Genomic DNA, 22,367 nt, shown 5'->3' on the forward strand with positions numbered 1-22,367 from the left:
TCTTTCAATGCCTACTGGCCCTCCGGCGCCCGCTCAACTCCCACCAGGTCCAGCAGCAGGCCGGTCTTGCCGTGGCTGTCCTGCACCAGGAAGCTGCTGCCCCGGTCCTCCAGCGCAAGGATCCAGGACCCCGGGATCAGCTTGAAAACGAATTGGCGCGTGTGCTGGTCCACCACGTTCTGCGGACGGTCCACGGCAAACCAGAACGGATCGGCCACGAACTGCGCGGCGGCCTGCGGGTCCACCGTGGCGCCGATGCTTTCCGCGGGAGGGGCAGCATCAACCACCTTCGGGTTCAGCATGGTGGCCGGGGCGCTGTCGGCTGCATCTTCCGCTGAAGGCACGACGCCGGCATCCACCCCTGTGCCCTGCGGCACCGTGGTGCCATCCGAGTTGACGGCCGCGCGGACAAAGGCGTCCGTAGCCTTGGATCCGGCCGCTTCCGGTGCCCCCGTGGAATCGGGAATTTGTGCCGCTGCACCGTGGGCTGTTGCGGCTTCGGCCGCCTTCCGGCCCCCGGCATCCCCTGCGGCGGATTCAGCACCTGGCGTCGCACTGTCGGGCGTCAAAGCGTTTGACGACCCGGCGTTTGATCCTGCAGCATGTGATCCTGCAGCGCCGGGCGCCGCGGCATCCGGCGTTGACGCTCCGGTGCCTTGGCCGGAGGAAGCCGCATCACCGGCGGGAGTGAAAATCTGCCCGGCGGCCGTGTGGACGGGAGCCTGGACGCCGGAGTTCCAGCCCTGGCCCGCCTGCGCCTGGCCGGGAGCCTGTTGGAACTGGCCGGTTTGGTTCTGTCCCGGCTGGCCGGGCCGGGCGCCGGCAGCGGGTCCGGCGGACAGGGCTAGCACCGGCTTGGGTGCGGCCGGGCGGCGGGTGGCGGCAACGGCGTCGCGCGCCACTGAATGGGCTGGCGTCTCGGCGCGGCCGGCAAAGTCAGCGGCAAAGAGCGGGATCCAACGTGCCAGCACCGTCGCGGCCAGCAGCACCAGCGCGCCAACCAGCCCCACCAGGTAGGACACCTGGAAGCCCGTCACCACATTCACGAAGAAAAAAGCGGTGGAAAAACCGGCCACCACGGAGGCGAACTGGTCAGCGGAAAGCGAGCCGACACGCGGCTTCATTTCCGGGCTCAGCCGGCGGATCACAAACAGCACGGCAACAACCAGGGGCAGGATGACCCCGATGCCGATGAAGAACAATCCGAAAAAGTTCCACAGGTTGCCGGTGATGCCAAACCGGAACACGACGGGCAGCAGGGAGGCCACGAAAATCACCAGGACACCTGCGAGCGCCGTAATGTCGCGGGCCGTCAGCGGGCCAAGGAGGGCCTTGCTGACGCCGGGGCCCTTGCGTTCTGACGCCACCGCGGTGGTTGACGCATTTTGCTCTGTCATTGGGTCACTCCTCAAAGTCACGGTTCTGTTACAGCCTAATGACCGCCGGGGACCAACACTAGCCAGCCACAGCCAAAACAGCCCAAAATTGGCGTCGATGGGGACTCCTGCACATGGGCGCCAACCAGCAGGAATCCGCGCCGCCTCCCGCAGCTGGGCGCAGATCCGCCCCCGCTGGCCCCTTTTGGCTGTGACGGCAAACACGTTGGGGGTCCCGGCGCGATACAGTGAAAGCTGGAAAACAACGTTGTGCCGCCGCCTGCCTTCAAGCACTCGCAGCAGTGCGGACATGCAGGGGCACGGCATCCGTCAAGTAAGAATGAAGGGGTTATAGATGTCCGAGGACACTACCAAAGCGGCAGAAACGAGCGGCGACGCACTGGAGAATCTCTCCACGGAGAACCGCCAGTTCCCGCCGAGTGCGGAATTTGCCGCGAACGCCGTCGTCAAGCTCGGCGAATACGAGGCCGCGAACGCCGACCGCCCCGCATTCTGGGGAAAGCAGGCCCGCGAACTGCTGTCCTGGAGCAAGCCCTTCACGAAGACCCTGGACTGGACCAACCCGCCTTTTGCCACCTGGTTTGAGGACGGCGAGATCAACGCGGCGTACAACGCGCTGGACCGCCATGTGGAGGCTGGCAACGGCGAGCGCGTCGCCATCTACTTCGAGGGCGAGCCCGGCGACACCCGCACGTACACCTACGCCCAGCTGACGGACGAGGTCAAGAAGGCAGCCAACGCCTTTGAGGCGCTGGGCCTGGCAAAGGGCGACCGCGTGGCCGTCTACCTGCCAATGATCCCCGAGGCCGTCATCACCCTGCTGGCCTGCGCCCGCATCGGCGCCATCCACTCGGTGGTGTTTGGCGGATTCTCCGCCGACGCCCTGCGCTCGCGCATTGACGACGCCGAGGCCAAGCTGGTGGTCACCGCCGACGGCACGTTCCGCCGCGGCAAGCCCAGCGCACTTAAGCCCGCCGTGGACGAGGCGCTCACCGCACCGGGGCACTCGGTGGAGAACGTCGTCGTCGTCAGGCGCAATGGCCAGGACGTCAATTGGGTGCAGGGCCGCGACAAGTGGTGGGACGACACCGTCGGCGCCGCCTCCACTGAGCACGCCGCCGTCGGGCATGCCGCCGAGCACCCCCTGTTCATCCTCTACACCTCCGGCACCACCGGCAAGCCCAAGGGCATCCTGCACACCACCGGCGGCTACCTCACGCAGACGGCCTACACGCACAAGGCAGTGTTTGACCTGCACCCGGAGACGGATGTTTTCTGGTGCACGGCCGACGTCGGATGGGTCACCGGCCACTCCTACGTCACCTATGCCCCGCTCATCAACGGCGCCACCCAGGTCATCTACGAGGGCACCCCGGATTCCCCCCACCAGGGCCGATTCTGGGAGATCGTTCAAAAGTACAAAGTTTCCATCCTGTACACCGCACCGACGGCGATCCGCACGTTCATGAAGTGGGGGGAGGACATCCCCGCCAAGTACGACCTCTCCTCCATCCGCGTGCTCGGCTCCGTGGGCGAGCCCATCAACCCCGAGGCGTGGATGTGGTACCGGCGCGTCATCGGCGGGGACTTGGCCCCCGTGGTGGACACCTGGTGGCAGACGGAGACCGGCGCCATCATGATCGCACCGCTGCCCGGGGTCACCTCCGCCAAGCCCGGCTCAGCCCAGACGCCGCTGCCCGGGATTGCCGTGGACGTGGTGGACGAGCTAGGCACCCCGGTACCGGACGGGCACGGCGGCTACCTGGTGATCCGCGAGCCATGGCCGGCCATGCTGCGCGGGATTTGGGGCGACAACGACCGCTACAAGGACACGTACTGGTCCCGCTTTGATGACATGTATTTCGCCGGCGATGGCGCCAAGAAGGACGAGGACGGCGATGTCTGGCTCCTGGGCCGCGTGGACGACGTCATGAACGTCTCGGGCCACCGCCTTTCCACCACGGAGATCGAGTCCGCCCTGGTCAGCCACCCATCCGTCGCGGAGGCCGCCGTCGTCGGTGCCGCTGACGAGACCACCGGCCAGGCTGTCGTGGCGTTCGTGATCCTGCGTGGCTCAGCCGTGGAGGATGCCGACATCGTCACCACGCTGCGCAACCATGTGGGCAAGGAAATTGGCCCGATCGCCAAGCCGAAGACCATCCTGGTGGTTCCGGAACTGCCCAAGACCCGTTCGGGCAAGATCACGCGCCGCCTGCTCAAGGACATCGCCGAGGGCCGCGAGGCCGGCGACTCCTCGACCCTGGCGGACAACACCGTGATGAACCAGATCTCGGCGTCGCTCAAGGCCTGACCCCGCAATCTGTGTTGCAGTTGTTGGACCGAATTCGGCCTTTTGAGCCGTTTTGGGTCCAACAACTGCAACACAGATTTGTTTAAGGGCAGCCGCAGGAGCGGCGCAGGACCAGCTCCGACGGAATGACCACGTGCACGGGTTCCGTGGGATTGTGCGGGCCCAAAAGGGCACCGACCGCTGCCGCGGCCATTTCCCGTACGGGCCGCTTGACCGTTGACAGCGGGGCCAGCAATACTCGGCGTCGGCAGATCCGTCAAAGGACACCATCGCCATGCCGTCAGACACCGGTACGCCCGCTTCATTGAGCGCACGCAGGATGCCAACGGCCTGCATGTCCGAATTGGCGAAAACCGCCGTGGGCCTGCCGGCCGAGGCAAGCAGTCGCTTCCCGGCGGCGTAGCCGCCCTCCCGTGTAAACAGGCTGCGCACAATGGGGCCTTCCGGCAGCCCGGCCGCGGAGAGCGCATCCAGCCAGCCGAGTTCCCGTCCGTCGGTGTCCCCCGATACATTGCTGCCCATGGCCAGGGCGATGCTCGTGTGGCCGTGGCCAATGAGGTGTTCAACCGCGCCCCTTGCGCCAGCCCTCAGGTCTGTCCCCACCGCCGGGAATCCGGTGACTTCCCGGCTCGTGGCCAGCAGCACCGCCGGAATGTTGGCAACACGCAGGTCAACGCACTGTTCGCAAAGGAACTCTTCGCAAAATAGCAGTTCACAAAGCAACCGTTCACGAAACAACATTTCACAAGCAATCGCGCCGCGGCGCCGCCGTCCGGATTCACGGACGGCGGCGCCGCGGTGATGTCACATTGGCACATTCCGCCGTCATCTATCGACCCGGGTACCGCTGCCGCCGGCGCGGCCGGCGCCAGTCGTGGCCGAAAGAGGGCCGCGCCAGCACAGAGGGAAAGCCCTTACCCGCTGCGCGTGACGCAACGGGGGGACCCGCCCGTGATGGGAATGTGATCAAAAAGTTTTCTTTTTGACTATTGACGTTCCCTTTTGGCGGTTTCATGATTGATTCATGTGATCCACTTCACAGGATTGTGCTTTTCAAGGGAGAAATCATGTCAAGCAATGAAGATCGGCCCGCACACGGAATCCTCCGGCCGGGCTTTGACCGCCGCACCCTATTGAAGACCCTCGGCGTGGGTGCCGTCGGCGCCGCCGGCATCCCGCTGCTGGCTGCCTGCACCGGCGGCGCCGCCCCGGGCGCCTCGGCTTCCGCTTCGACCTCGCTGACCTTCGGGTCCGGCTCCTCGGACGACGTCCCCAAGGCCGCCTACAAGGCGGTTACCGACGCCTTCACCGCCAAGTCGAAGATCAAGGTCACTACCAATGTGGTCCCCCACAACGACTTCCAGAACAAGATCGCCACCTACCTCCAGGGCAGCCCGGACGACGCATTCACCTGGTTTGCCGGCTACCGCATGCAGTACTACGCGGGCAAGGGCCTGCTGGCCCCCGTCGACGACGTGTGGGAAAAGGTCGGCGCAAACTACTCCGACGCCATGAAGAAGGCGTCAACGGGCCCCGACGGAAAAATGTACTTTGTCCCGAACTACAACTACCCCTGGGGCTTCTTCTACCGCAAGAGCGTCTGGGCGGACAAGGGCTATGAGGTCCCCACCACCTTCGACGCACTGAAGACGCTGTGCGCCAAGATGAAGTCGGACGGGCTGATCCCGATCGAGTTCACCGACAAGGATGGCTGGCCGGCCATGGGCACCTTCGACTACATCAACATGCGCCTCAATGGCTACCAGTTCCACATGGACCTGACCGCGCACAAGGAATCCTGGGACCAGAAGAAGGTCAGCGACGTTTTTGACACCTGGAAGGCCCTGCTGCCGTACCAGAACCCGGGAGCGCTGGGCATGACGTGGCAGGACGGCGCCATCAACATGGGCAAGAAGAAGTCCGGCATGTTCCTGCTCGGGTCGTTTGTGACCCAGCAGTACACGGACAAGACGATCCTGGACGACATCGACTTCTTCCCGTTCCCGGAGATCGCCATGGAAGGCCAGGACGCCGTGGAGGCTCCCATCGACGGACTGTTGCTGTCCAAGAAAGGCGGCAACAACCAGGGCGCCCGTGACTTCCTTGCCTTCATGGGGACGCCGGAGGGCCAGGATGCCTACGCCAAGGTTGACCCGTCCAACATTGCCACCGCCAAGGGCGCGGACACGTCCGCCTTCAGCCCGCTCACCAAGAAATGTGCGGAGACCATCGCCAACGCCAAGAGCATCAGCCAGTTCTTTGATCGTGATGCACTGCCCGCCATGGCCACGAACGTGATGATTCCGGCCCTGCAGGGGTTCATCAAGGATGGCTCCATCGACGTCAAAAACCTTGAGTCGCAAGCCAAGGCGCTCTACGCCGCGCAGTAATCCCCACTCGCCGGCCGGAAGAACCGCTGGAGCGATCCTCCCGGAACCTGGCAAGCGTGGGCCCACCCACTCGCCGGCCGGAAGAACCGCTGGAGCGATCCTCCGGGAACCTGGCAAGCGTGGGCCCACCCACTCGCCGGCCGGAAGAACCGCTGGAGCGATCCTCCCGGAACCTGGCAAGCGTGGGCCCACCCACTCGCCCCAAGGAAAGAACCCATGAGCACGCCAACCGAGCTTTCCGAATCTGCCGCTCCCGGCTCCCGGGCAGGCAGCAACAAACCAGTGCGCCCGGCCAAGCCGGGGCGGGTCAAGCGGCTCTCCGGTCGGGACAAGGTGGTGCTGGGCATCATGGTGGGGATCCCGACCCTGGTGCAGCTTGCCTTTGTTTGGATTCCCACGCTGCTGTCCATCCTGCTGTCCTTCACCCGGTGGAACGGACTCGCACTCTCGGACATCCGCGCCGCCGGGCTGGCCAACTACAACTACGTATTCAACGACAGCCCCGCGTTTTGGCCGGCCGTCCAGCACAACATCCTATGGCTGCTGTTCCTGGCGGTGATTGCCACTCCGCTGGGCCTGCTCCTGGCTGTGCTGCTGGACCAGCAGATCCGCGGCAGCAAGATCTACCAGAGCATCTTCTTTGTCCCGGTCATGCTGTCCCTCGCCCTGGTGGGCATCATCTGGCAGCTGTTTTACCAAAAGGACAACGGCCTGCTGAACTTCCTCCTTGGCACGGCCGGGACCCCCCAGGCCGTGGACTGGTTTGGCGACTCCAACATCAACATCTGGGCGGCCCTGGTCGCTGCCACGTGGCGCCATGCCGGGTATGTCATGATCCTGTACCTGGCCGGGCTGAAAGGCGTGGACGCGACGCTGAAGGAAGCGGCATCCCTGGACGGCGCCAATGCAACCCAGACGTTCTTCCGCATCGTCTTTCCGGCCATGGCACCCATCAACATCGTCATTGTCGTGATCACCATCATCGAGTCGCTGCGGGCGTTCGACGTCGTCTGGGTCATCAACAAGGGGACCAACGGCCTGGAACTCATCAGCGCCCTGGTCATCACCTACTTGATCGGTGAAGGGCAGTCCATCGGTATTGGATCGGCCTTTGCCGTGATCCTGCTCGTCATTTCCCTGGTGCCCATCACCATCTACCTGTCCCGCACCTTCCGGAAGGAGAAGTTCTGATGTCTGCTTCCACCACCAAACAGGCCAGGAACAGCATTGGCCATGGCCGCAGCCGGCCGCACTACGGCACCCACATCTTCCTCACGGTCATGGCCGTCATGTGGATGGTTCCCCTGGGCTGGGCGCTGTTCACGGCGCTGCGGCCCAAGTCGGACACCGACAAGTACGGCTATTTCAGCCTGGGCGGCGCCTTTAACTTTGACAACTTTGCGCAGGCCTGGACCCAGGGCGGCTTTCCGCGTTACTTCATGAACTCGCTCATCATCACCGTGCCCACCATCATCCTGGTGCTGCTGTGCAGTTCCATGATGGCCTTTGCCGTCAGCCGCGTGAACTGGAAGTTCAACATTACGCTGCTGATCATGTTCACGGCCGGCAACCTGCTTCCGCCGCAGGTCCTGGCCACCCCGCTCTTTGAGATGTTCAAGCTGATCCAGCTCCCCTACTGGTTCAGTGATTCGGGCAGCCTGCTCAACACCTACTTCTCGGTCATCATTGCCAACACCGCCTTCCAGATCGGCTTTTGCACGTTCGTGCTTTCCAACTACATGAAGGCACTCTCGGCGGACCTGACGGAGGCTGCGCTCGTGGACGGGGCCGGAATTTGGCGCCAGTACGTCTCCATCATCATGCCCCTGTGCAAGCCGGCCATCGCCGCCCTGGCCACACTGGAACTGATCTTCATCTACAACGACTACTTCTGGCCCCTCCTGTTCATCCAAAGCGGGGACCGGCTGCCCGTCACCACGGCCATCAACAACCTGCAGGGGACGTTCCTGTCCAACTACAACCTGCTGGCCGCCGGCGCCACCATCACCGTCATCCCCACACTGGTCATTTACCTCGTGCTGCAACGGCAGTTTGTGGCCGGCCTGACACTCGGTTCCAGCAAGGGTTGAGCGTCCACGTGAGAGCCGAGAAGCACATGAGAAACGTGAGAGCCGAGCCCGTCCCGCGAACCGAGGAGGCGCCCATGCTGGCCGACGCCAGGCGCACCGAAATTGTGGCCACGGTTTCCCGTGAACGGGTGGTGCGGGCCTCCGACCTGGCCGAACTGTTCGGTGTCTCCCTGGTCACGGTCCGCCGTGACATCGAGGCCCTGGACGACGCCGGACTGGTCCAGAAAATCCACGGCGGCGCCAAGCTTCCCGGCGGGGCAGGAACGCACGAGCCGGGGTTCGAGCTCAAGTCCACCCAGGGCACGCTGGAAAAACAGGCCATCGCACAGGAGGCGCTGCTGCTGGTCCGGGACGGCATGGCGATAGGGCTCAGCGCCGGCACCACCACGTGGGCGCTGGCCAAGGCGCTGAGCACCCGCAAAAACCTCACCGTGGTGACGAACTCCGTTAAGATCGCCGATGTTTTCCAGGGTGCGGGATCCAGGGTTTCGGTGATTCTCACGGGCGGCGAGCGCACGCCGTCGGACGCCCTGGTGGGACCCATCGCCACACAGTCCGTGCGCTCGCTGCACCTGGACGTGCTGTTCATGGGCGTGCACGGCGTGGACGCGGACGCCGGCTTCACCACACCGAACCTGCTCGAGGCCGAGATGGACCGGGCGCTGATCGAGGCGGCCCGCAAGGTGGTGGTGCTCGCCGACCACAGCAAATGGGGCACCGTGGGCATCAGCACCATCGCCTCCATGGACGACGTGGACGAGGTTATCAGCGACGACGCCCTGGGCCTGGAGGCGCAGCGCATCCTGCGCGCACGTGTCGGCAAGCTGCGGCTGGTCAGCATCACCCCGCATTCACAGGTGTCATAGGACCCCTGCCCCTATGAAACGACAGGAGTCACCCGTGCCAGCAATTTACCTACGTCAGGGCGGAACATCGCTCGTCATCGAGCTCGACGGCGGTTCCCCGCAAGTCCTGCACTGGGGAGCGGATCTGGGACCCGAGCTGCCGGACCTGGGAATCCTGGGCGACGCCGTCCCCCACTCGGCCCTGGACACGCCGGTGGCGCTGGGCCTGATCCCGCAGGCGTCGGCGGGGTGGCGCGGGCGTACCGGTCTGCGCGGGCACCGCATGGTGGACGGGCTCCCCGGGCCCGGGTTCTCCCCGCAGCTGCGCCTGCACGGCTGGTTCCACTACGGTGCCGAGGCCCGCGTTGAGCAGATGGACGAGGATCTGGGCCTGTCCGTGGTCACCACGCTGACCCTGCACGACGGAGGCCTGCTGGAATTCCGCCATGAGGTGGGGAACCGCGGCGGCACGGACTTTGCGCTCGAGGAACTGGCCGCCATTCTCCCCGTGGGCCCGGACGGCACCGAGATTCTTGACCTGACCGGGAGGTGGTGCCGCGAACGCCACCCGCAGCGGCGGCCGATCGGACAGGGCACGTGGGTGCGCAGCGGCCGCCACGGCCGGACCGGGCACGACTCCTCCCTATTGATGGCGGTGGGAACCCCGGGTTTCGGGAACCGCCACGGCAAGGTATGGGCCGCACACTTTGGCTGGAGCGGGGATCACGAACAATTTGTGGACACCGTGGCGGACGGGCGCACCGTGATGGGCGCGGCCGAGCTCCTGGGCTCGGGCGAAGTGGTGCTGGCACCGGGTGAAAAGTATGTGACGCCGTCGTATTTTGGGGCGTATTCGGACCACGGCCTGGACGGCATCTCCGCAGCTTTTTACGCCTGGTTCCGGGCCCGCGGCCACCATCCGGCCACGCCCCGGCCGGTGGTGCTCAACGTCTGGGAGGCCGTTTACTTCAACCACGACCTGGCCGTCTTGACCGAGCTGGCCGATTCCGCCTCGGAACTGGGCGTGGAGCGCTTTGTTCTCGACGACGGCTGGTTCCGGCACCGCCGCAACGACCTGGCGGGCCTGGGCGACTGGTACGTGGACGAGGGCCTGTGGCCGGACGGGCTGCACCCGCTGGTGGAGGCCGTCACCTCCCGCGGCCTGCAGTTCGGGCTATGGGTGGAACCGGAGATGGTCAATGGGGATTCCGACGTGGCCCGGGCCCATCCCGATTGGATTGCAGGCCCCGTTCCCAGGCCCGACGCCGGGTCCCGGCTGCCGCTGCAGTGGCGGCACCAGCAGGTCCTGGACCTGGTGAACCCGGAAGCCTGGCAGTACATCTTCGACCGCCTCGACGCGATCTTGACCGAATATCCCATTGACTACCTCAAGTGGGACCAGAACCGGGACCTGGCCGAGATGGGCCATGACGGCCGGCCCAGCGTGCACCGCCAGACCCTTGCCGTGTACCGGCTGCTTGACGCGCTAAAGGCCGCCCACCCGGGCCTGGAAATTGAAAGCTGTTCCTCCGGCGGCGCGCGCGTGGACCTGGGCATCCTGGACCGGACGGACCGGATCTGGGCCTCGGACTGCAATGACGCGCTGGAACGCCAGACCATCCAGCGCTGGACGTCCCTGGTGGTGCCGCCGGAGCTGGTGGGATCGCACATCGGCCCCACCACCTCGCACACCACGGGGCGCACCCACGATCTCTCCTTCCGCGCCATCACGGCCCTGTTTGGGCACTTTGGCCTGGAGTGGGACATCCGCCAGGTCGCGGGGGCCGAACGTGAGGAACTGCGCGCAGTCATTGGGCTGTACAAGAAGCACCGGGACCTCATTCACACCGGCCAAATGGTGCGCGCGGACGTCCCGGACCCGTCCCTGATGCTGCAGGGCGTGGTGGCCGGGGACGGCGCCCGGGCACTGTTCACGCTCGCGGCGGTGTCGACGTCGTTCTCGGAGCAGCCGGGGCGGGTGGCCCTTCCCGGCCTCTCCCCGGACAGGCTGTACCGGGTGGCGCTGTGCTATCCGGGGACGGAGGCGGCCGGCGCCACCTTTGTGCAAACGGCCCCGCCGGCATGGCTGGCCGACGGTGCCCTGGCGTCGGGGCGGTTCCTGGCCGAGGTGGGGCTGCCCATGCCGATCCTGAACCCGGAGCATGCCATCCTGCTGGAGGTCACGGCTCGCTAATGGGGCTGCGCGCGCGTTTCCGGCGCCCGCCGCGGGCCGGCGGCGTTGGTTTGGCCGCCAGCAGCACTTCGGCTTGGCGCAACATCGCCGGTGCGGGCGCGGCGTTGGCCGGCCCGGAAGCGGGCGGCACCGCGCCATCGCGCGCCGCGCCATCACCGCGGGCGGAATCGTCCCGGGCGGAATCGTCCCGGGCGGAATCGTCCCGGGGCGCTGCTCCTTGATGCACCGCGTTCCTCCGGGGCGCCGGGGCGCCGCCGTCGAGCCCTTCCTTGATGCTCCACGCGATCGCATCAAATAAGGCGGCATCCTCGGGGGCAGCGAGGCTGCTGGTTTTCAGGCTGGTGAGCACGATCAGGCCGGCAAGTTGTCGGTCGCTGCCGGTGTCCAGGGCGGATTCAATGGCCCATTGCGCCCGGGCCCACCATTGGTCGCGCCGGTCTGCGTCGAGGGCCTGGCGGTAGGCGAGATAGGCGACCAGTGCCGTAACAAACACCCCGGCGACGGAGATGACGGGCAGCCAGTCCTGGACCCATGTTCCCAGGTCCGCAAGTTGCCGTCCCCACCATGTGTCCATAGCCGCATCCTACCGCCGGACCATCCCGCCGCGGTGCGGATCGTGCGGCATGATTAAGCCATGACTCCCACAACCGACGCCCCCGCGCGTTCCAGCAGCGCGGCCCGCGGCGAACTGCTCATACTCAACGGCCCCAACCTGAACCTGCTGGGTACCCGCGAACCTGCCATTTACGGCAGCGCCACACTCGATGACGTCGCCGGGCTCGTCACGTCGGCCGCCAACGCGGCCGGATTCAGCGCCGTCTGCATCCAGTCCAACCACGAGGGCGAGCTGGTGGACGCCATTCACGCGGCCCGCGGCACGGCGGTGGGCATCATCATCAACGCCGGCGCCTACACGCACACGTCAGTGGCCATCCGGGACGCGATAGCCGCCGTCGAGCTTCCCGCTGTGGAGGTGCACATTTCCAATGTGCACAAGCGCGAGGAGTTCCGCCACCATTCCTACCTGTCAGCCGTCGTCGACGCCGTCATCGTGGGCGCCGGCATCCACGGCTATGCCATGGCGGTCAGCTACTTGGACAACGTTCTGGCCTAGCTGGCGTCACTTGACGCTGCAGCTGCCCGAGCCCACGGAGCTGCTCAGCATGGGTGCCGCCGCGATGACTGGAGCCACCTCGGTCATGGTGAACGCGAAGCCCACGGGCTCGGACGTGGTGGACTTGGCGAAAACCACGCCCACCACGCGGCCGGAGGTGTCCAGCAGCGGGCCGCCGGAGTTGCCTGACTGGATGTTTCCGGCCAGCTGATAGATGTCCAGCAGCGACTTCTGCTTGCCGGTGATGTCCGGGACCAGCATTGGCCCGCTGGACAGTACCGTGGCGGGACGCACCTGGAGCGGGCCACCCAGCGGGTAGCCGGCAAACGCCGCCTTGGAGTTGCCGTGCAGGGTCGCGGCAGTGGACAGTGGGGCCACGTTGAGGCCGTCGACGGCGAGAATGGCCAGGTCCTTGACGGGATCAAAATAGACCACCCGGGCCGGGAGCGAACCTTGCGCCTGCGTGGCCACCACGGGCATGGAAACTCCGGAGACCACGTGCGCATTGGTCATGACGCGGTTGGGTGCGATGACAAAGCCGCTGCCGGTCTGGTTCTGCCCGCACTGGAAGGCGGTGCCGGAGATTTTCAGGACGGACTTCGCCGCATTGGTCCAGGCGGGGGTGTTGGTGCTGGAATTGGGCGCGGCGACCTGGACGTTGGGGCCGGCCGGGTTCAGCAGCTGCGGAATTCCCTCATCCAGGACCAGGGACCGCATTTGGGCTGCCGCGGCCTTGACGGGGTTAGGCGTCCAGTCGTCGATCTTGGAAATCACCACGGAGCCGCTGAGCTGCTTCGACACTGCCGGGATGCCCAGATTGGTGACGCCAAAGGCGAGGATGGAGATGACCACCGCACCCACGACAAGATTGAGCGCGCCGCCCAGGAGCCGGTTCACGGTGCGGACGGGGCCGAACTTGACCCGTTTGCCAATGGCCCGGCCTATCCTGATTCCGACGGCGTGGCCGGCGGCAATCAAGATGATGGTGGCTCCAATGACAAACACCGTCCGCCACCCGGGGCCAGGAGCGTGGCCGCTGACGAAGGGTGCGGCGAAGAACGCCCCGACGGCACCGGCAACAAAGCCCACCAGCCCGCCCAGGCTCACCACGAGGCCCGCGCTGAGCCCGTATATTAGCTGCCACAACAGCCACAGAATCAGGGCCACATCAAGCCAGGAGAAACCAAACACCGTGTCTCCGCCCTCCAGGCACCCGCCCAAGTCTCTTCCGCAGGCCACCGGATGGCACCTGCTCCGCACATATTACCGGGACAATCCGTGCAATCCCTGTGTCCGATTGCGGTAGAACCCCGATCGGGAACGCCGCGAATGCCAAATTGGTCACAAAAGCTGGAAAGTTCTGAAAGAATCAGTAACAGGTCCCAATAGTTTAGATACATATTTCAAGGAGATTTCATGGACATCGAGGTACTGCGCCGCGCACCACTTTTCACCACACTCGACGACGAGGCCTTCCGGCTGCTGACCGACGAGCTGACCGAGGTGGACCTCTCCCGTGGCGCCTCCGTTTTCCGTGAGGGCGACCAGGGCGACCAGCTGTATTTCATCGTCTCCGGCAAGGTGAAGCTGGGCCGCACCTCCCCTGACGGCCGCGAATCCCTCGTGGCCATCCTGGGCCCGGGCGAGCTTTTTGGCGAAATGGCACTCTTTGATCCGGCCCCGCGCAGCACCACCGCCACGGCCGTTTCCGAGACCCGCCTGGCTGGGTTGAAGAACGAATCGCTCAACGCCCTGCTGCGCAACCGCCCCGAGGTGTCCATGCAGCTGCTGCAGGCCCTGGCACGCCGCCTGCGCCGCACGAACGACAACCTCTCGGACCTGGTGTTCTCGGACGTCCCCGGCCGCGTGGCCAAGGCCATCCTGGACCTCGCGGACCGCTTTGGCCGTCCGGCCACGGACGGCATCCTGGTTGCCCACGAACTTACGCAGGAAGAACTCGCCCAGCTGGTCGGCGCATCCCGCGAAACCGTCAACAAGGCGCTGGCCGAATTCGTCCAGCGTGGCTGGCTCCGCCTGGAGGCCCGCGCCGTCGTCATCCTGGACGTCAACCGCCTGCGCCAGCGCTCCCGCTAGACTGCGCAACATTGAGGGGTGGACCACCACGATGGTGCTCCGCCCCTCCCCCGACGCCGTATCACCTTTGGCGCCATTTCTGCCGACGCCGTATCACCTTTGGTTGCGATTTCAAGAACGCGGTATCACCTGCCGCTCACCGCCTCGGGTGATGCGTGCTTTGGTGATACCGCGTTCTGGAAAAGTGGACCAAAGGTGATACGGCGTCGGTGATGCGGCGGCTCCTTACGGCTACCGCTCGCGGCAGGCTGCCCCTTCGGACGCCGGCGCCGCCTGGACCTCCAGCTCAAAGTTGCCGTCGGGTTCGGCGACCAGGGCGGGCTGGTATTCGTTGATGGGGCGCTTGTGGCTAAGGTAGGCGATGCAGCCGCGGGCCGCACCAAGCTTCTCCAGGATGATTTCCACCCCGGGCACCACCAGCTCGCCCAGCGTCAGCCCGGCCGTGGTGTCCACGCCGATCTCGTCGCCCAAGGCGGACGTGGAGCGCGCCGCGAGGATGTCGGCGGCGCACACCCACCGTCCCCAAACACCCTTGCTGGAGAGCAGCTGCGGTTCCTGACTCACTGGGCGGGCGGCAGCGAAGTAGCGGGTGTCAAAGCGGCGGTGGGCAAAGTCAGGGCTGAGCCAGTGGCTCAGCGGCTTAAGCAGGTCGGTGCGCAGTGCAAGCCCGCGCCGCTCCAGCAGACTGGCGAACGGGACGTCCTGCGCGGCAAGGGCCTCACGCGCCTTCATCCACTCCGGCCCGGAAACCCCCTCAACCAGGGACGTTGCATCCGGCCCGGCCAGGAGGATGCCGGTTTCTTCAAAAGTTTCCCGGATGGCTGCCACCACGTGGCGTTTCGCCGCGTCAACGTTGGCGGTCCCCAGGCTCTTGGCCCACTGCGTCGGCGAGGGGCCCACCCAGTCGGTGACGTCGTCGTCCGCGGGTTCAACGGTGCCGCCGGGAAATGCCACCAGGCCCAGCGGCGACCCGCCGGGACGGTAGGTCATGAACGTCCGCAACCCGGTGGGGCTGTCCTTCAACAGCACCACCGAGGACGCGGAACGGGGTTTACTGGGGGTGCGTGCGCCAAACTCAACCCAGGCCTCGGCGGCTTCGCGCTGGCCGGCGTTCAGCGGAAAGATCCGCTTGATTGCGGGCCGGGGGCCCGCAGGGGTGTTACTGAAATTCGGCAATCAACTCAACCTCGACAGGTGAATCCAACGGCAAAACGGCAACCCCGACGGCGGAACGGGAGTGGACCCCCGCGTCACCAAATACCTCACCCAGCAGCTCGGAGGCGCCGTTGATGACACCGGGCTGGCCGGTGAAGGACGGGTCGGAGGCCACGAAACCCACGACCTTGACGATGCGGATCACGCGGTCCAGGTCGCCAATGACGCTTTTGAGGGCGGCAATGGCGTTGATGGCGCAGGTTGCCGCAAGTGCTTTTGCGTCCTCAGCGGAAACTTCGGCCCCCACCTTGCCCGTCAATGTGAGCTTGCCATCAACGAAGGGCAGCTGCCCGGAGGTGTAAACGTGGTTGCCGCTCACCACCGCGGGCACGTAGGCGGCCACGGGCGCTGCCACGGCTGGCAGGGCCAAGCCAAGCTCGGCCAGACGGGCCTCAATGCGTGAATTCCCTTGTGTTTGAACGGCTTCCATGGCTAGGCCTTCTCCCGCTTCAAGTAGGCAACCAGGCCGTTGCCGTCCGGTCCGGTGACTACCTGGACCAGTTCCCAACCGTCCTCGCCCCACTGGTCGAGGATCTGCTTTGTTGCGTGGATAATCAGCGGAATTGTGGCGTACTCCCATTTGGTCATGCTTCAAAGCGTAGCCCTTCCCGGTAAACTGGAAAAATGGCTGCAAAAAAACACCCCATTTTCGATACCGCCACCACCTTGGGAAAACTGATGCTCTTCCTTGGCGTGAGCGCAATCTGTGGGGTCCTGGTCGCCGGTCTGATGGTCCCCGCCGTGGCGCTGACGGGCAACACCGCCACCTCCTCCATCGACTTCTTTGACCAGTTGCCGGATGAGATGAACGTGGGCGTGCCGGCCCAGTCGTCGAAAATCCTGGCCTCCGACGGTTCCGAGCTGGCCACTTTTTATGACCAGAACCGCACCGAGGTCAAGCTTGCCGACATCTCGCCGTTCATGAAGAACGCCGTCATCGCCATCGAGGACGCACGCTACTACGAGCACGGCGGCATCGACACCAAGGGCCTGATGCGGGCCGTGGTGTCCATGGTGCAGGGCGGCGCACGCCAGGGCGCGTCCACCATCACGCAGCAGTACGTGAACAATGTGATCATCCAGACGTACGCGGCCAACGGCGAGAACGATAAAATCAAGCTGGGCTCCGACAAGACAGCCGGCGACAAGGTCCGCGAGATCAAGCTCGCCATCGCCATGGAGAAGAAATATTCCAAGGACGACATCCTGCAGGGCTACCTGAACTGGGTGTTTTTCGCCAACAACACCTATGGCATTGAAGCCGCATCCTCCTATTACTTTGGCGTTCATGCCAAGAACCTGACGCTGCCCCAGGCCGCTCTTCTGGCAGGCGTGGTGAACAGCCCGACCCGCTACGATCCGGTGGTTAACCCGGACAACGCGATCTCCCGGCGCAACATGGTGCTGGCCAACATGCTCGACCAGAAGAAGATCGACAAGAAGCAGTACGACGCCGCCGTCAAGGCCAAGCTCGACCTGAAGATCCACGAGATCAAGAACGGCTGCTCGACGGCGGTCCGCGCCGAATACTTCTGTGAATACGCCACCAACCTCATTGCCAATGACCCGGCCTACGGCAAGACCAAGGCGGACCGTGAAAAGCTGCTCTACCAGGGCGGCCTGACCGTCAAAACCACGCTGGACCCGAAACTGCAGGACGCGGCCCAGGCCCAGTTCGCAAACTACACGCCGATGAACAACAACCCCGACAAGGTTGGCCAGGCACTCGTCACGGTGCAGCCCAAGACCGGCAAGGTCATGGCCATGGCGCAAAACACGAAGCTCCACGCCCCCAAGGGCCAATGGAGCACGGAGTACAACTTCGCAGTGGATAAGTTTGACAAGAAGGGCAACTCCCTTGGAGGCTCCGGCGGCTTTGACGTGGGCTCCACCATCAAGCCGTTCACTTACGCCGAATGGCTCAACTCGGGCCATAAGATCAATGACATCGTCAACGCCTCGGTCCGCAGGTACCCCGTCGGGTTCAACTGGCAGAATTCCTGTGGCACCACCACCGGTGCCTACGATTCCAGCGATCCCGTCAACGCGGCCGACGACCTGCAAAACGCCGAGGACGGCCGCTACAGCCCCATCACCGCCCACATGGGCCTCGCACTGTCCTTGAACACCGCGACCGTCGCCAGCGCCTCGCAGCTGGACCTGTGCAACATTCAAAAGATGATGACGGCCACCGGCATCCACCTGGGCGGAGACCCGAACAAGCCCTACGACGTCAGCAACATCTCCAGCCTCCTGGGCAGCGGCGAGGTTGCGCCGCTGACCATGGCCACAGCCTTTGCCACGTTCGCCTCCGGCGGGGTGCACTGCGACCCCATTGCGCTGGTGTCCGTCACCAACGCCAAGGGCGACAAGTTCCCCGTCCCGACGGCCAACTGCAAGCAGACCGTCAAACCGGAGGTCGCCGCCGGCGTGGTCCACACCCTGCAGCAGGTGCTCAAGAACGGCTCTGGTTATAACATTCCGCTCCAGTACCCGGCGGGCGCCAAGACAGGCACCACCAACGACTCCCAGCAGACCTGGACCACAGGCTTCACCAAGGGCCTGGTCACCTCCTCCTGGCTCGGGAGCCCCGAGGACAAGAACCGCGGAAACAACGACAAGCTGATCGCCAACACGCGCATCCCGTACGTGGACGGCTCCACCTATGCCGGCAAGGCCTGGCAGTCCTACATGAACGCGGTTGCCGGCACCTTCGACACCAGCGGCTTCCCGGAGCCGCCGTCGAGCATGCTTAACCCGATTGTGGTGCCGCCGCCGCCCAGCGCCCCCACTGACACCAAAAAGGACACCAAAAAGGACGACAGCAACAAGCCGCCGGCCGCGAAGAAGAAGGACTAAGCCGTCAACGCCATGAGCACCCAACGCGCCCTTCATCCCCGTCGCGCCGCCCTTGGCTGGGCGGCGGGCCTGGCCGCGGCCGGCGGCGTTGGGTGCGTGGCTTACGGCGCGTTTATTGAGCGCAACTGGTTCACCCTTCGGGCGGAATCCCTGGCCATCCTGCCGGCCGGGGCCAAGCCGTTGACGCTGCTCCACCTCTCCGACATCCATCTCTCCCCCGGCGAGCGCAAAAAGGCCAACTGGCTGCGAGGGCTGGCCGCCCTCAAGCCGGACCTGGTGGTCAACACCGGAGACAATCTCAGCCACCCGGACTCGGTGAAGCCACTGCTGGCCGCACTGGCCCCGCTCATGGCGTTCCCAGGCGTGTTTGTCCCCGGCTCCAACGACTATTTCGCCCCGAAGTTCAAGAACCCCCTTGCCTACCTTGCCGGGCCGTCCAAGCTGCATCCGCGGGCCAAGCGAAGCCCGCTCGTGTTGGACACGGAGGCCCTCCACACGGGCTTCGGCCGGGGCGGCTGGGCCAACTTGACCAACCGGGCCCAATCCATCCCGCTCAACGGCATCCGCTTTGACTTCAGCGGCGTGGACGATCCACATCTCAACCGGGAACGCTACGCCGGCTGGCCCCGCGGCTCCGCGAACCAAGACACCGCCCCCCACGTGAAGATCGCCGTGGCCCATGCCCCGTACCAACGCGTGCTGGACCATTTCACCGCCGACGGCGCCGACCTCATCCTGGCCGGCCACACCCACGGCGGCCAGGTCTGCATCCCGGGATACGGCGCCCTTGTCACCAACTGCGACCTCCCCACCTGGCGCGCCAAGGGCCTGAACGACTGGAGCACCAACGGCAGTACGACGCCGGTCAACGTCTCCGGCGGCATCGGCACCTCCCGCACGGCCCCCTTCCGCTTCGCGTGCCGCCCGGAAGCCGTGGTCCTGACGCTGACAGCCAAGCCAGGCAGCTGAGTTCCAGTGCGGGCCCGGCTTGAGGGCGCAGCCGCGGGTTTTGGCGGGCCAACCGCTTCCGCAACCTTGCATTTAGTTTGTCCTGACAATAGGATGATCCGGGATAGTAGTTCGTGCCACATCCAGCACCCGCACTGTCCACAGGACCCGCCCTAGGAGCACGACATGGCCAACTCGCTGAACCTGAACATCGACCGTTCCTCTCCGGTGCCCCTCTACCACCAGGTGGTCCAGGGCATCGAGGCGGCCATCCGCAGCGGGAACCTGGAACCGGGCAGCAAGCTGGAGAACGAGATCGACCTGGCCGCGGCCTTGAACCTTTCCCGTCCCACCATGCGCAAGGCCATGGACGAACTGGTCCGGGCCGGGCTCCTGGTGCGCAAGCGCGGCGTCGGCACCCAGGTGGTGTCCAGCCAGGTGCGGCGACCTCTGGAACTGTCCAGCCTGTATGACGACCTCGTGGCCCGCGGGGGCAAGCCCACCACCGACGTGCTGACGTTTTCCCACGTCGACGCCGATGCCGCCACCCGTGAGAAACTGGCGCTGCACCCGGGGGCAAAGGTCTACCACTTCACCCGCCTGCGCAAGGTGGATGGCAAGCCGCTGGCACTCATGGAGAACTGGGTGCGGGACGACATTGTCGAGTTTGACGGGGCTGCCCTGGCCACGGCCGGCCTGTACGGCATCCTGCGCAACGGTGGCGTGAACTTCCGTCTCGCCACTCAGCGCGTCGGGGCCATGATCGCCAACGACTACCAGGCCCCGTTACTGGATACCACCCCCGGCGCCGCCCTGGTCACGATGGAGCGCACGGCCGTGGACGACACCGGACGGCTGGTGGAGACCGGCCACCACGTCTACCGGGCGGACAACTACAGCTTTGAAATGACCCTTGTGCAGCGCTGACTGCCGCCACCAATCAAAGGAAACCCGCGCATGACCAACTGGGTATACCCCCTGGGATCGGCCCGCGACGGCCGCTGGGATGTCTCGCTGGGCACCTCCGATTCCACCCTGGCCGTGGCCGGCTGGGCCCACACGGGACTGAAGGTGGCAACGCTGGAGCCGGGCGCCGCCCTCGAACTTCCCGCCGCCGGCGAGGAGCGGATCGTGATCCCGCTCAACGGCGCGTTCACCGCCACGGTGGATGGCACGGAATTTGAGCTGGCAGGGCGCGCCAGCGTATTCAGCGGCCCCTCCGACGTGCTGTATTCAGGCATCAACAAGTCCGTCACTGTTAGCTCGGCCGACGGCGGCCGCGTTGCCATTGCCACCGCCCCGGCCCGCACGGGGTACCCCACGCGCCTTATCACCGCCGCCGAAATTCCGGTGGAGCTGCGCGGCGCCGGCAACTGCTCGCGGCAGGTGCACAACTTCGGCACGCCGGCCGCCCTGGAAGCGGACCGGTTCATCGTGTGCGAGGTCATTACCCCGGCCGGCAACTGGTCCTCCTATCCGCCGCACAAGCACGACGAGGAGAAGGACGGCGAAACCGCGCTCGAGGAAATCTACTACTTCGAAACCCAGGTGGCCGCCGGCTCCCCCGCTCCGGCCGACGCCGATGCCATCGGCTACCAGCGCGTGTATGCCTCCGATGAGCGGCCCATCGATGTCAATGCCGAGGTCCGCACCGGGGATACCGTCCTGGTCCCCTACGGCTGGCACGGGCCCGCCATGGCCGCCCCGGGCTACGACCTGTACTACCTGAACGTCATGGCCGGCCCGGGCCCGGTCCGCGAGTGGCTGATCAGCGACGACCCCCACCACGGCTGGGTCCGCCAGACCTGGGACCCCGCAGCCATCGACCCCAGGCTCCCCTTCTAGCAAATCGATCTTAGAGGGCGACTCGGACCGGGGCGCCGGTAAGGAGGGACTCCTGGGCGGCGTCGGCCACCTTGGAGGCGGCGACGGCGTCCTCCGGGGTGCACGGGTTGGTGCGGGTGCCCTGGATGAGCTCCACAAAAGCCTGCAGCTCGGCAACGTAGGCGGACCCGAAACGCTCCGCGAAGGTCCGGTGCGGCGTGCCGGCCGGGAAGGCGATGCCGGCTTCGGCGGATCGAAAGGCGGACTGCCCGTCCAGCCCGACCATGACGGAGCCCTTGGAGCCCTGGATTTCCAGCCGGACGTCGTGTCCGGCGCCGTTGTAGCGGGTGGCGGCGACGGTGCCCACCGTGCCGTCGTCGAAGGTGATGACGGCCAGGGCGGTGTCCACGTCGCCCACCGCGCCGATGGCCGGGTCGCCGTTGTTGGATCCCCGGGAGTAGACCTCCACGATCTCGCGGCCGGTGAGCCAGCGCAGGATGTCGAAGTCGTGCACGGAGCAGTCGCGGAACAGCCCGCCGGAGGTGGCCAGGAACTCGACCGGCGGCGGCGTCATGTCACCGGTGATGGCGCGCAGGGAGTGGATCCAGCCGAGTTCGCCGGCGTCGTAGGCGCGCTTGGCCTCCAGGTAGCCGGCGTCAAAGCGGCGCTGGTGGCCGATCTGCACCGTACCGCCCTTTTCGCGGATGTACTCAAGGATGGGCAGCGACTCCTCCACGTTGACGCCCACGGGCTTTTCGCAAAACACCGGGATGCCCACGTCGACGCCGGCCTTGATCAGCTCCGGGTGGGTCGCGGTGCCGGTGGCGATCAGCAAGCCGTCAATCCCCGCCGCCAGCAGTTCCTCCACAGAGGGGAAAAACTCGGCGCCGAGGCCGGCCGCGACAGTGCGGGCGTGGTCGGCGGCGACGTCGGTGAGCTTGAGCTCCACGCGGACGTCCTGCGCGGCAAGCACGTCGTTGAGGGCGGCGATGTTGGTGGCGTGCATGACGCCGATGCGCCCCACTCCGACCAGGCCCAGGGTGATGGTTTTCATGCGGGTTTCCTTATTTGTTGGGATGCCGTTGC

At 65.7% G+C, this 22,367-nt stretch carries 19 protein-coding genes and 1 pseudogene; 12 read left to right on the top strand and 8 right to left on the bottom strand.

Annotated elements, in window-relative coordinates:
- Positions 1–11: 11 nt before the first annotated feature.
- Positions 12–1,397 carry a hypothetical protein gene (locus tag CVV68_RS15250; protein ID WP_110501860.1) on the bottom strand — a complete coding sequence of 462 codons (1,386 nt, stop codon included), beginning with the start codon at positions 1,395–1,397 and terminating at the stop codon, positions 12–14.
- A 334-nt stretch (positions 1,398–1,731) separates the two neighbouring features.
- On the opposite strand from CVV68_RS15250, the gene acs reads away from it, so the two are divergent.
- Complete coding sequence (acs, locus tag CVV68_RS15255) at positions 1,732–3,708, top strand: acetate--CoA ligase (RefSeq protein ID WP_110501861.1); 1,977 nt, start codon at positions 1,732–1,734, stop codon at positions 3,706–3,708.
- A 285-nt stretch (positions 3,709–3,993) separates the two neighbouring features.
- Here acs and CVV68_RS24775 read toward each other — a convergent pair.
- Positions 3,994–4,449: pseudogene (locus CVV68_RS24775) on the bottom strand (substrate-binding domain-containing protein); the annotation flags it as partial.
- Between the two features lie 326 nt (positions 4,450–4,775).
- Between CVV68_RS24775 and CVV68_RS15265 the strand changes: the two are divergent.
- The 5 genes from CVV68_RS15265 (at position 4,776) to CVV68_RS15285 (ending at position 11,227) form a co-directional block, all read left to right on the top strand.
- Positions 4,776–6,098 carry an ABC transporter substrate-binding protein gene (locus tag CVV68_RS15265; protein ID WP_110501910.1) on the top strand — a complete coding sequence of 441 codons (1,323 nt, stop codon included), beginning with the start codon at positions 4,776–4,778 and terminating at the stop codon, positions 6,096–6,098.
- 216 nt (positions 6,099–6,314) lie between these two features.
- Entirely contained in the window at positions 6,315–7,289 is a 975-nt protein-coding gene (locus CVV68_RS15270; protein ID WP_110501862.1) for a carbohydrate ABC transporter permease, read from the top strand.
- The gene (locus CVV68_RS15275) at positions 7,289–8,188 is read left to right on the top strand and encodes a carbohydrate ABC transporter permease (protein WP_110501863.1); all 900 of its coding nucleotides are present in this window, start codon (positions 7,289–7,291) and stop codon (positions 8,186–8,188) included. The genes CVV68_RS15270 and CVV68_RS15275 overlap by 1 nt, the downstream gene beginning before the upstream one ends.
- A 74-nt stretch (positions 8,189–8,262) precedes the next feature.
- Positions 8,263–9,054 carry a DeoR/GlpR family DNA-binding transcription regulator gene (locus CVV68_RS15280; RefSeq protein WP_110501864.1) on the top strand — a complete coding sequence of 264 codons (792 nt, stop codon included), beginning with the start codon at positions 8,263–8,265 and terminating at the stop codon, positions 9,052–9,054.
- Between the two features lie 34 nt (positions 9,055–9,088).
- Entirely contained in the window at positions 9,089–11,227 is a 2,139-nt protein-coding gene (locus CVV68_RS15285) for an alpha-galactosidase (RefSeq protein ID WP_110501865.1), read from the top strand.
- On the opposite strand, the gene CVV68_RS15290 is transcribed toward CVV68_RS15285, so the two are convergent.
- Positions 11,214–11,801 carry a hypothetical protein gene (locus CVV68_RS15290; protein WP_110501866.1) on the bottom strand — a complete coding sequence of 196 codons (588 nt, stop codon included), beginning with the start codon at positions 11,799–11,801 and terminating at the stop codon, positions 11,214–11,216. The two genes, CVV68_RS15285 and CVV68_RS15290, sit on opposite strands and share 14 nt — an antisense overlap.
- Before the next feature lie 60 nt (positions 11,802–11,861).
- On the opposite strand from CVV68_RS15290, the gene aroQ reads away from it, so the two are divergent.
- Positions 11,862–12,341, top strand: a complete 480-nt coding sequence (aroQ, locus tag CVV68_RS15295) for a type II 3-dehydroquinate dehydratase (protein WP_110501867.1) — start codon at positions 11,862–11,864, stop codon at positions 12,339–12,341.
- Positions 12,342–12,347: 6 nt separating this feature from the next.
- Here aroQ and CVV68_RS15300 read toward each other — a convergent pair whose 3' ends face one another.
- Positions 12,348–13,562: a MarP family serine protease gene (locus CVV68_RS15300; protein WP_306415699.1), complete on the bottom strand. Its 1,215-nt coding sequence runs from the start codon at positions 13,560–13,562 to the stop codon at positions 12,348–12,350.
- Between the two features lie 195 nt (positions 13,563–13,757).
- On the opposite strand from CVV68_RS15300, the gene CVV68_RS15305 reads away from it, so the two are divergent.
- Positions 13,758–14,435 (top strand): Crp/Fnr family transcriptional regulator, encoded by a 678-nt coding sequence (locus tag CVV68_RS15305; protein WP_110501869.1) that lies wholly within the window; start codon positions 13,758–13,760, stop codon positions 14,433–14,435.
- A 231-nt stretch (positions 14,436–14,666) separates the two neighbouring features.
- Here CVV68_RS15305 and CVV68_RS15310 read toward each other — a convergent pair whose 3' ends face one another.
- The 3 genes from CVV68_RS15310 to sp36 are packed head-to-tail and all read right to left on the bottom strand — an operon-like array spanning position 14,667 to position 16,238.
- Positions 14,667–15,611, bottom strand: a complete 945-nt coding sequence (locus CVV68_RS15310) for an NUDIX hydrolase (RefSeq protein WP_245933570.1) — start codon at positions 15,609–15,611, stop codon at positions 14,667–14,669.
- A complete protein-coding gene (locus CVV68_RS15315; RefSeq protein ID WP_110501870.1) occupies positions 15,595–16,080 on the bottom strand; it encodes a RidA family protein in 486 nt (161 codons plus the stop codon). The genes CVV68_RS15310 and CVV68_RS15315 overlap by 17 nt, the downstream gene beginning before the upstream one ends.
- Before the next feature lie 2 nt (positions 16,081–16,082).
- The gene (gene sp36 / locus CVV68_RS15320; RefSeq protein WP_107503899.1) at positions 16,083–16,238 is read right to left on the bottom strand and encodes a Sp36 family protein; all 156 of its coding nucleotides are present in this window, start codon (positions 16,236–16,238) and stop codon (positions 16,083–16,085) included.
- Between the two features lie 36 nt (positions 16,239–16,274).
- Between sp36 and CVV68_RS15325 the strand changes: the two genes are divergently transcribed.
- The 4 genes from CVV68_RS15325 to iolB all read left to right on the top strand — a co-directional run bounded on the left by CVV68_RS15325 (position 16,275) and on the right by iolB (position 21,302).
- Positions 16,275–18,509 carry a transglycosylase domain-containing protein gene (locus tag CVV68_RS15325; protein ID WP_110501871.1) on the top strand — a complete coding sequence of 745 codons (2,235 nt, stop codon included), beginning with the start codon at positions 16,275–16,277 and terminating at the stop codon, positions 18,507–18,509.
- A 12-nt stretch (positions 18,510–18,521) separates the two neighbouring features.
- The gene (locus CVV68_RS15330) at positions 18,522–19,478 is read left to right on the top strand and encodes a metallophosphoesterase (protein WP_110501872.1); all 957 of its coding nucleotides are present in this window, start codon (positions 18,522–18,524) and stop codon (positions 19,476–19,478) included.
- A 165-nt stretch (positions 19,479–19,643) separates the two neighbouring features.
- Positions 19,644–20,384 (top strand): GntR family transcriptional regulator, encoded by a 741-nt coding sequence (locus CVV68_RS15335; protein ID WP_110501873.1) that lies wholly within the window; start codon positions 19,644–19,646, stop codon positions 20,382–20,384.
- A gap of 30 nt (positions 20,385–20,414) precedes the next feature.
- A complete protein-coding gene (gene iolB / locus CVV68_RS15340; RefSeq protein ID WP_110501874.1) occupies positions 20,415–21,302 on the top strand; it encodes a 5-deoxy-glucuronate isomerase in 888 nt (295 codons plus the stop codon).
- A 10-nt stretch (positions 21,303–21,312) separates the two neighbouring features.
- On the opposite strand, the gene CVV68_RS15345 is transcribed toward iolB, so the two are convergent.
- Positions 21,313–22,335, bottom strand: a complete 1,023-nt coding sequence (locus CVV68_RS15345; protein WP_110501875.1) for a Gfo/Idh/MocA family oxidoreductase — start codon at positions 22,333–22,335, stop codon at positions 21,313–21,315.
- Positions 22,336–22,367: the final 32 nt, after the last annotated feature.

Source organism: Arthrobacter livingstonensis (genome assembly GCF_003219815.1).
Taxonomy (GTDB): Bacteria; Actinomycetota; Actinomycetes; order Actinomycetales; family Micrococcaceae; genus Specibacter; species Specibacter livingstonensis.

Excerpts from the sequence above, each read along its gene's own strand:
- CVV68_RS15335 (WP_110501873.1), top strand. The coding sequence starts at position 19,644 with ATGGCCAACTCGCTGAACCTGAACATCGACCGTTCCTCTCCGGTGCCC.
- sp36 (WP_107503899.1), bottom strand. The coding sequence starts at position 16,238 with ATGACCAAATGGGAGTACGCCACAATTCCGCTGATTATCCACGCAACA.
- CVV68_RS15265 (WP_110501910.1), top strand. The coding sequence starts at position 4,776 with ATGTCAAGCAATGAAGATCGGCCCGCACACGGAATCCTCCGGCCGGGC.
- CVV68_RS15315 (WP_110501870.1), bottom strand. The coding sequence starts at position 16,080 with ATGGAAGCCGTTCAAACACAAGGGAATTCACGCATTGAGGCCCGTCTG.
- CVV68_RS15305 (WP_110501869.1), top strand. The coding sequence starts at position 13,758 with ATGGACATCGAGGTACTGCGCCGCGCACCACTTTTCACCACACTCGAC.
- CVV68_RS15290 (WP_110501866.1), bottom strand. The coding sequence starts at position 11,801 with ATGGACACATGGTGGGGACGGCAACTTGCGGACCTGGGAACATGGGTC.
- CVV68_RS15325 (WP_110501871.1), top strand. The coding sequence starts at position 16,275 with ATGGCTGCAAAAAAACACCCCATTTTCGATACCGCCACCACCTTGGGA.
- aroQ (WP_110501867.1), top strand. The coding sequence starts at position 11,862 with ATGACTCCCACAACCGACGCCCCCGCGCGTTCCAGCAGCGCGGCCCGC.
- iolB (WP_110501874.1), top strand. The coding sequence starts at position 20,415 with ATGACCAACTGGGTATACCCCCTGGGATCGGCCCGCGACGGCCGCTGG.
- CVV68_RS15280 (WP_110501864.1), top strand. The coding sequence starts at position 8,263 with ATGCTGGCCGACGCCAGGCGCACCGAAATTGTGGCCACGGTTTCCCGT.
- CVV68_RS15250 (WP_110501860.1), bottom strand. The coding sequence starts at position 1,397 with ATGACAGAGCAAAATGCGTCAACCACCGCGGTGGCGTCAGAACGCAAG.
- acs (WP_110501861.1), top strand. The coding sequence starts at position 1,732 with ATGTCCGAGGACACTACCAAAGCGGCAGAAACGAGCGGCGACGCACTG.
- CVV68_RS15270 (WP_110501862.1), top strand. The coding sequence starts at position 6,315 with ATGAGCACGCCAACCGAGCTTTCCGAATCTGCCGCTCCCGGCTCCCGG.
- CVV68_RS15275 (WP_110501863.1), top strand. The coding sequence starts at position 7,289 with ATGTCTGCTTCCACCACCAAACAGGCCAGGAACAGCATTGGCCATGGC.
- CVV68_RS15345 (WP_110501875.1), bottom strand. The coding sequence starts at position 22,335 with ATGAAAACCATCACCCTGGGCCTGGTCGGAGTGGGGCGCATCGGCGTC.
- CVV68_RS15330 (WP_110501872.1), top strand. The coding sequence starts at position 18,522 with ATGAGCACCCAACGCGCCCTTCATCCCCGTCGCGCCGCCCTTGGCTGG.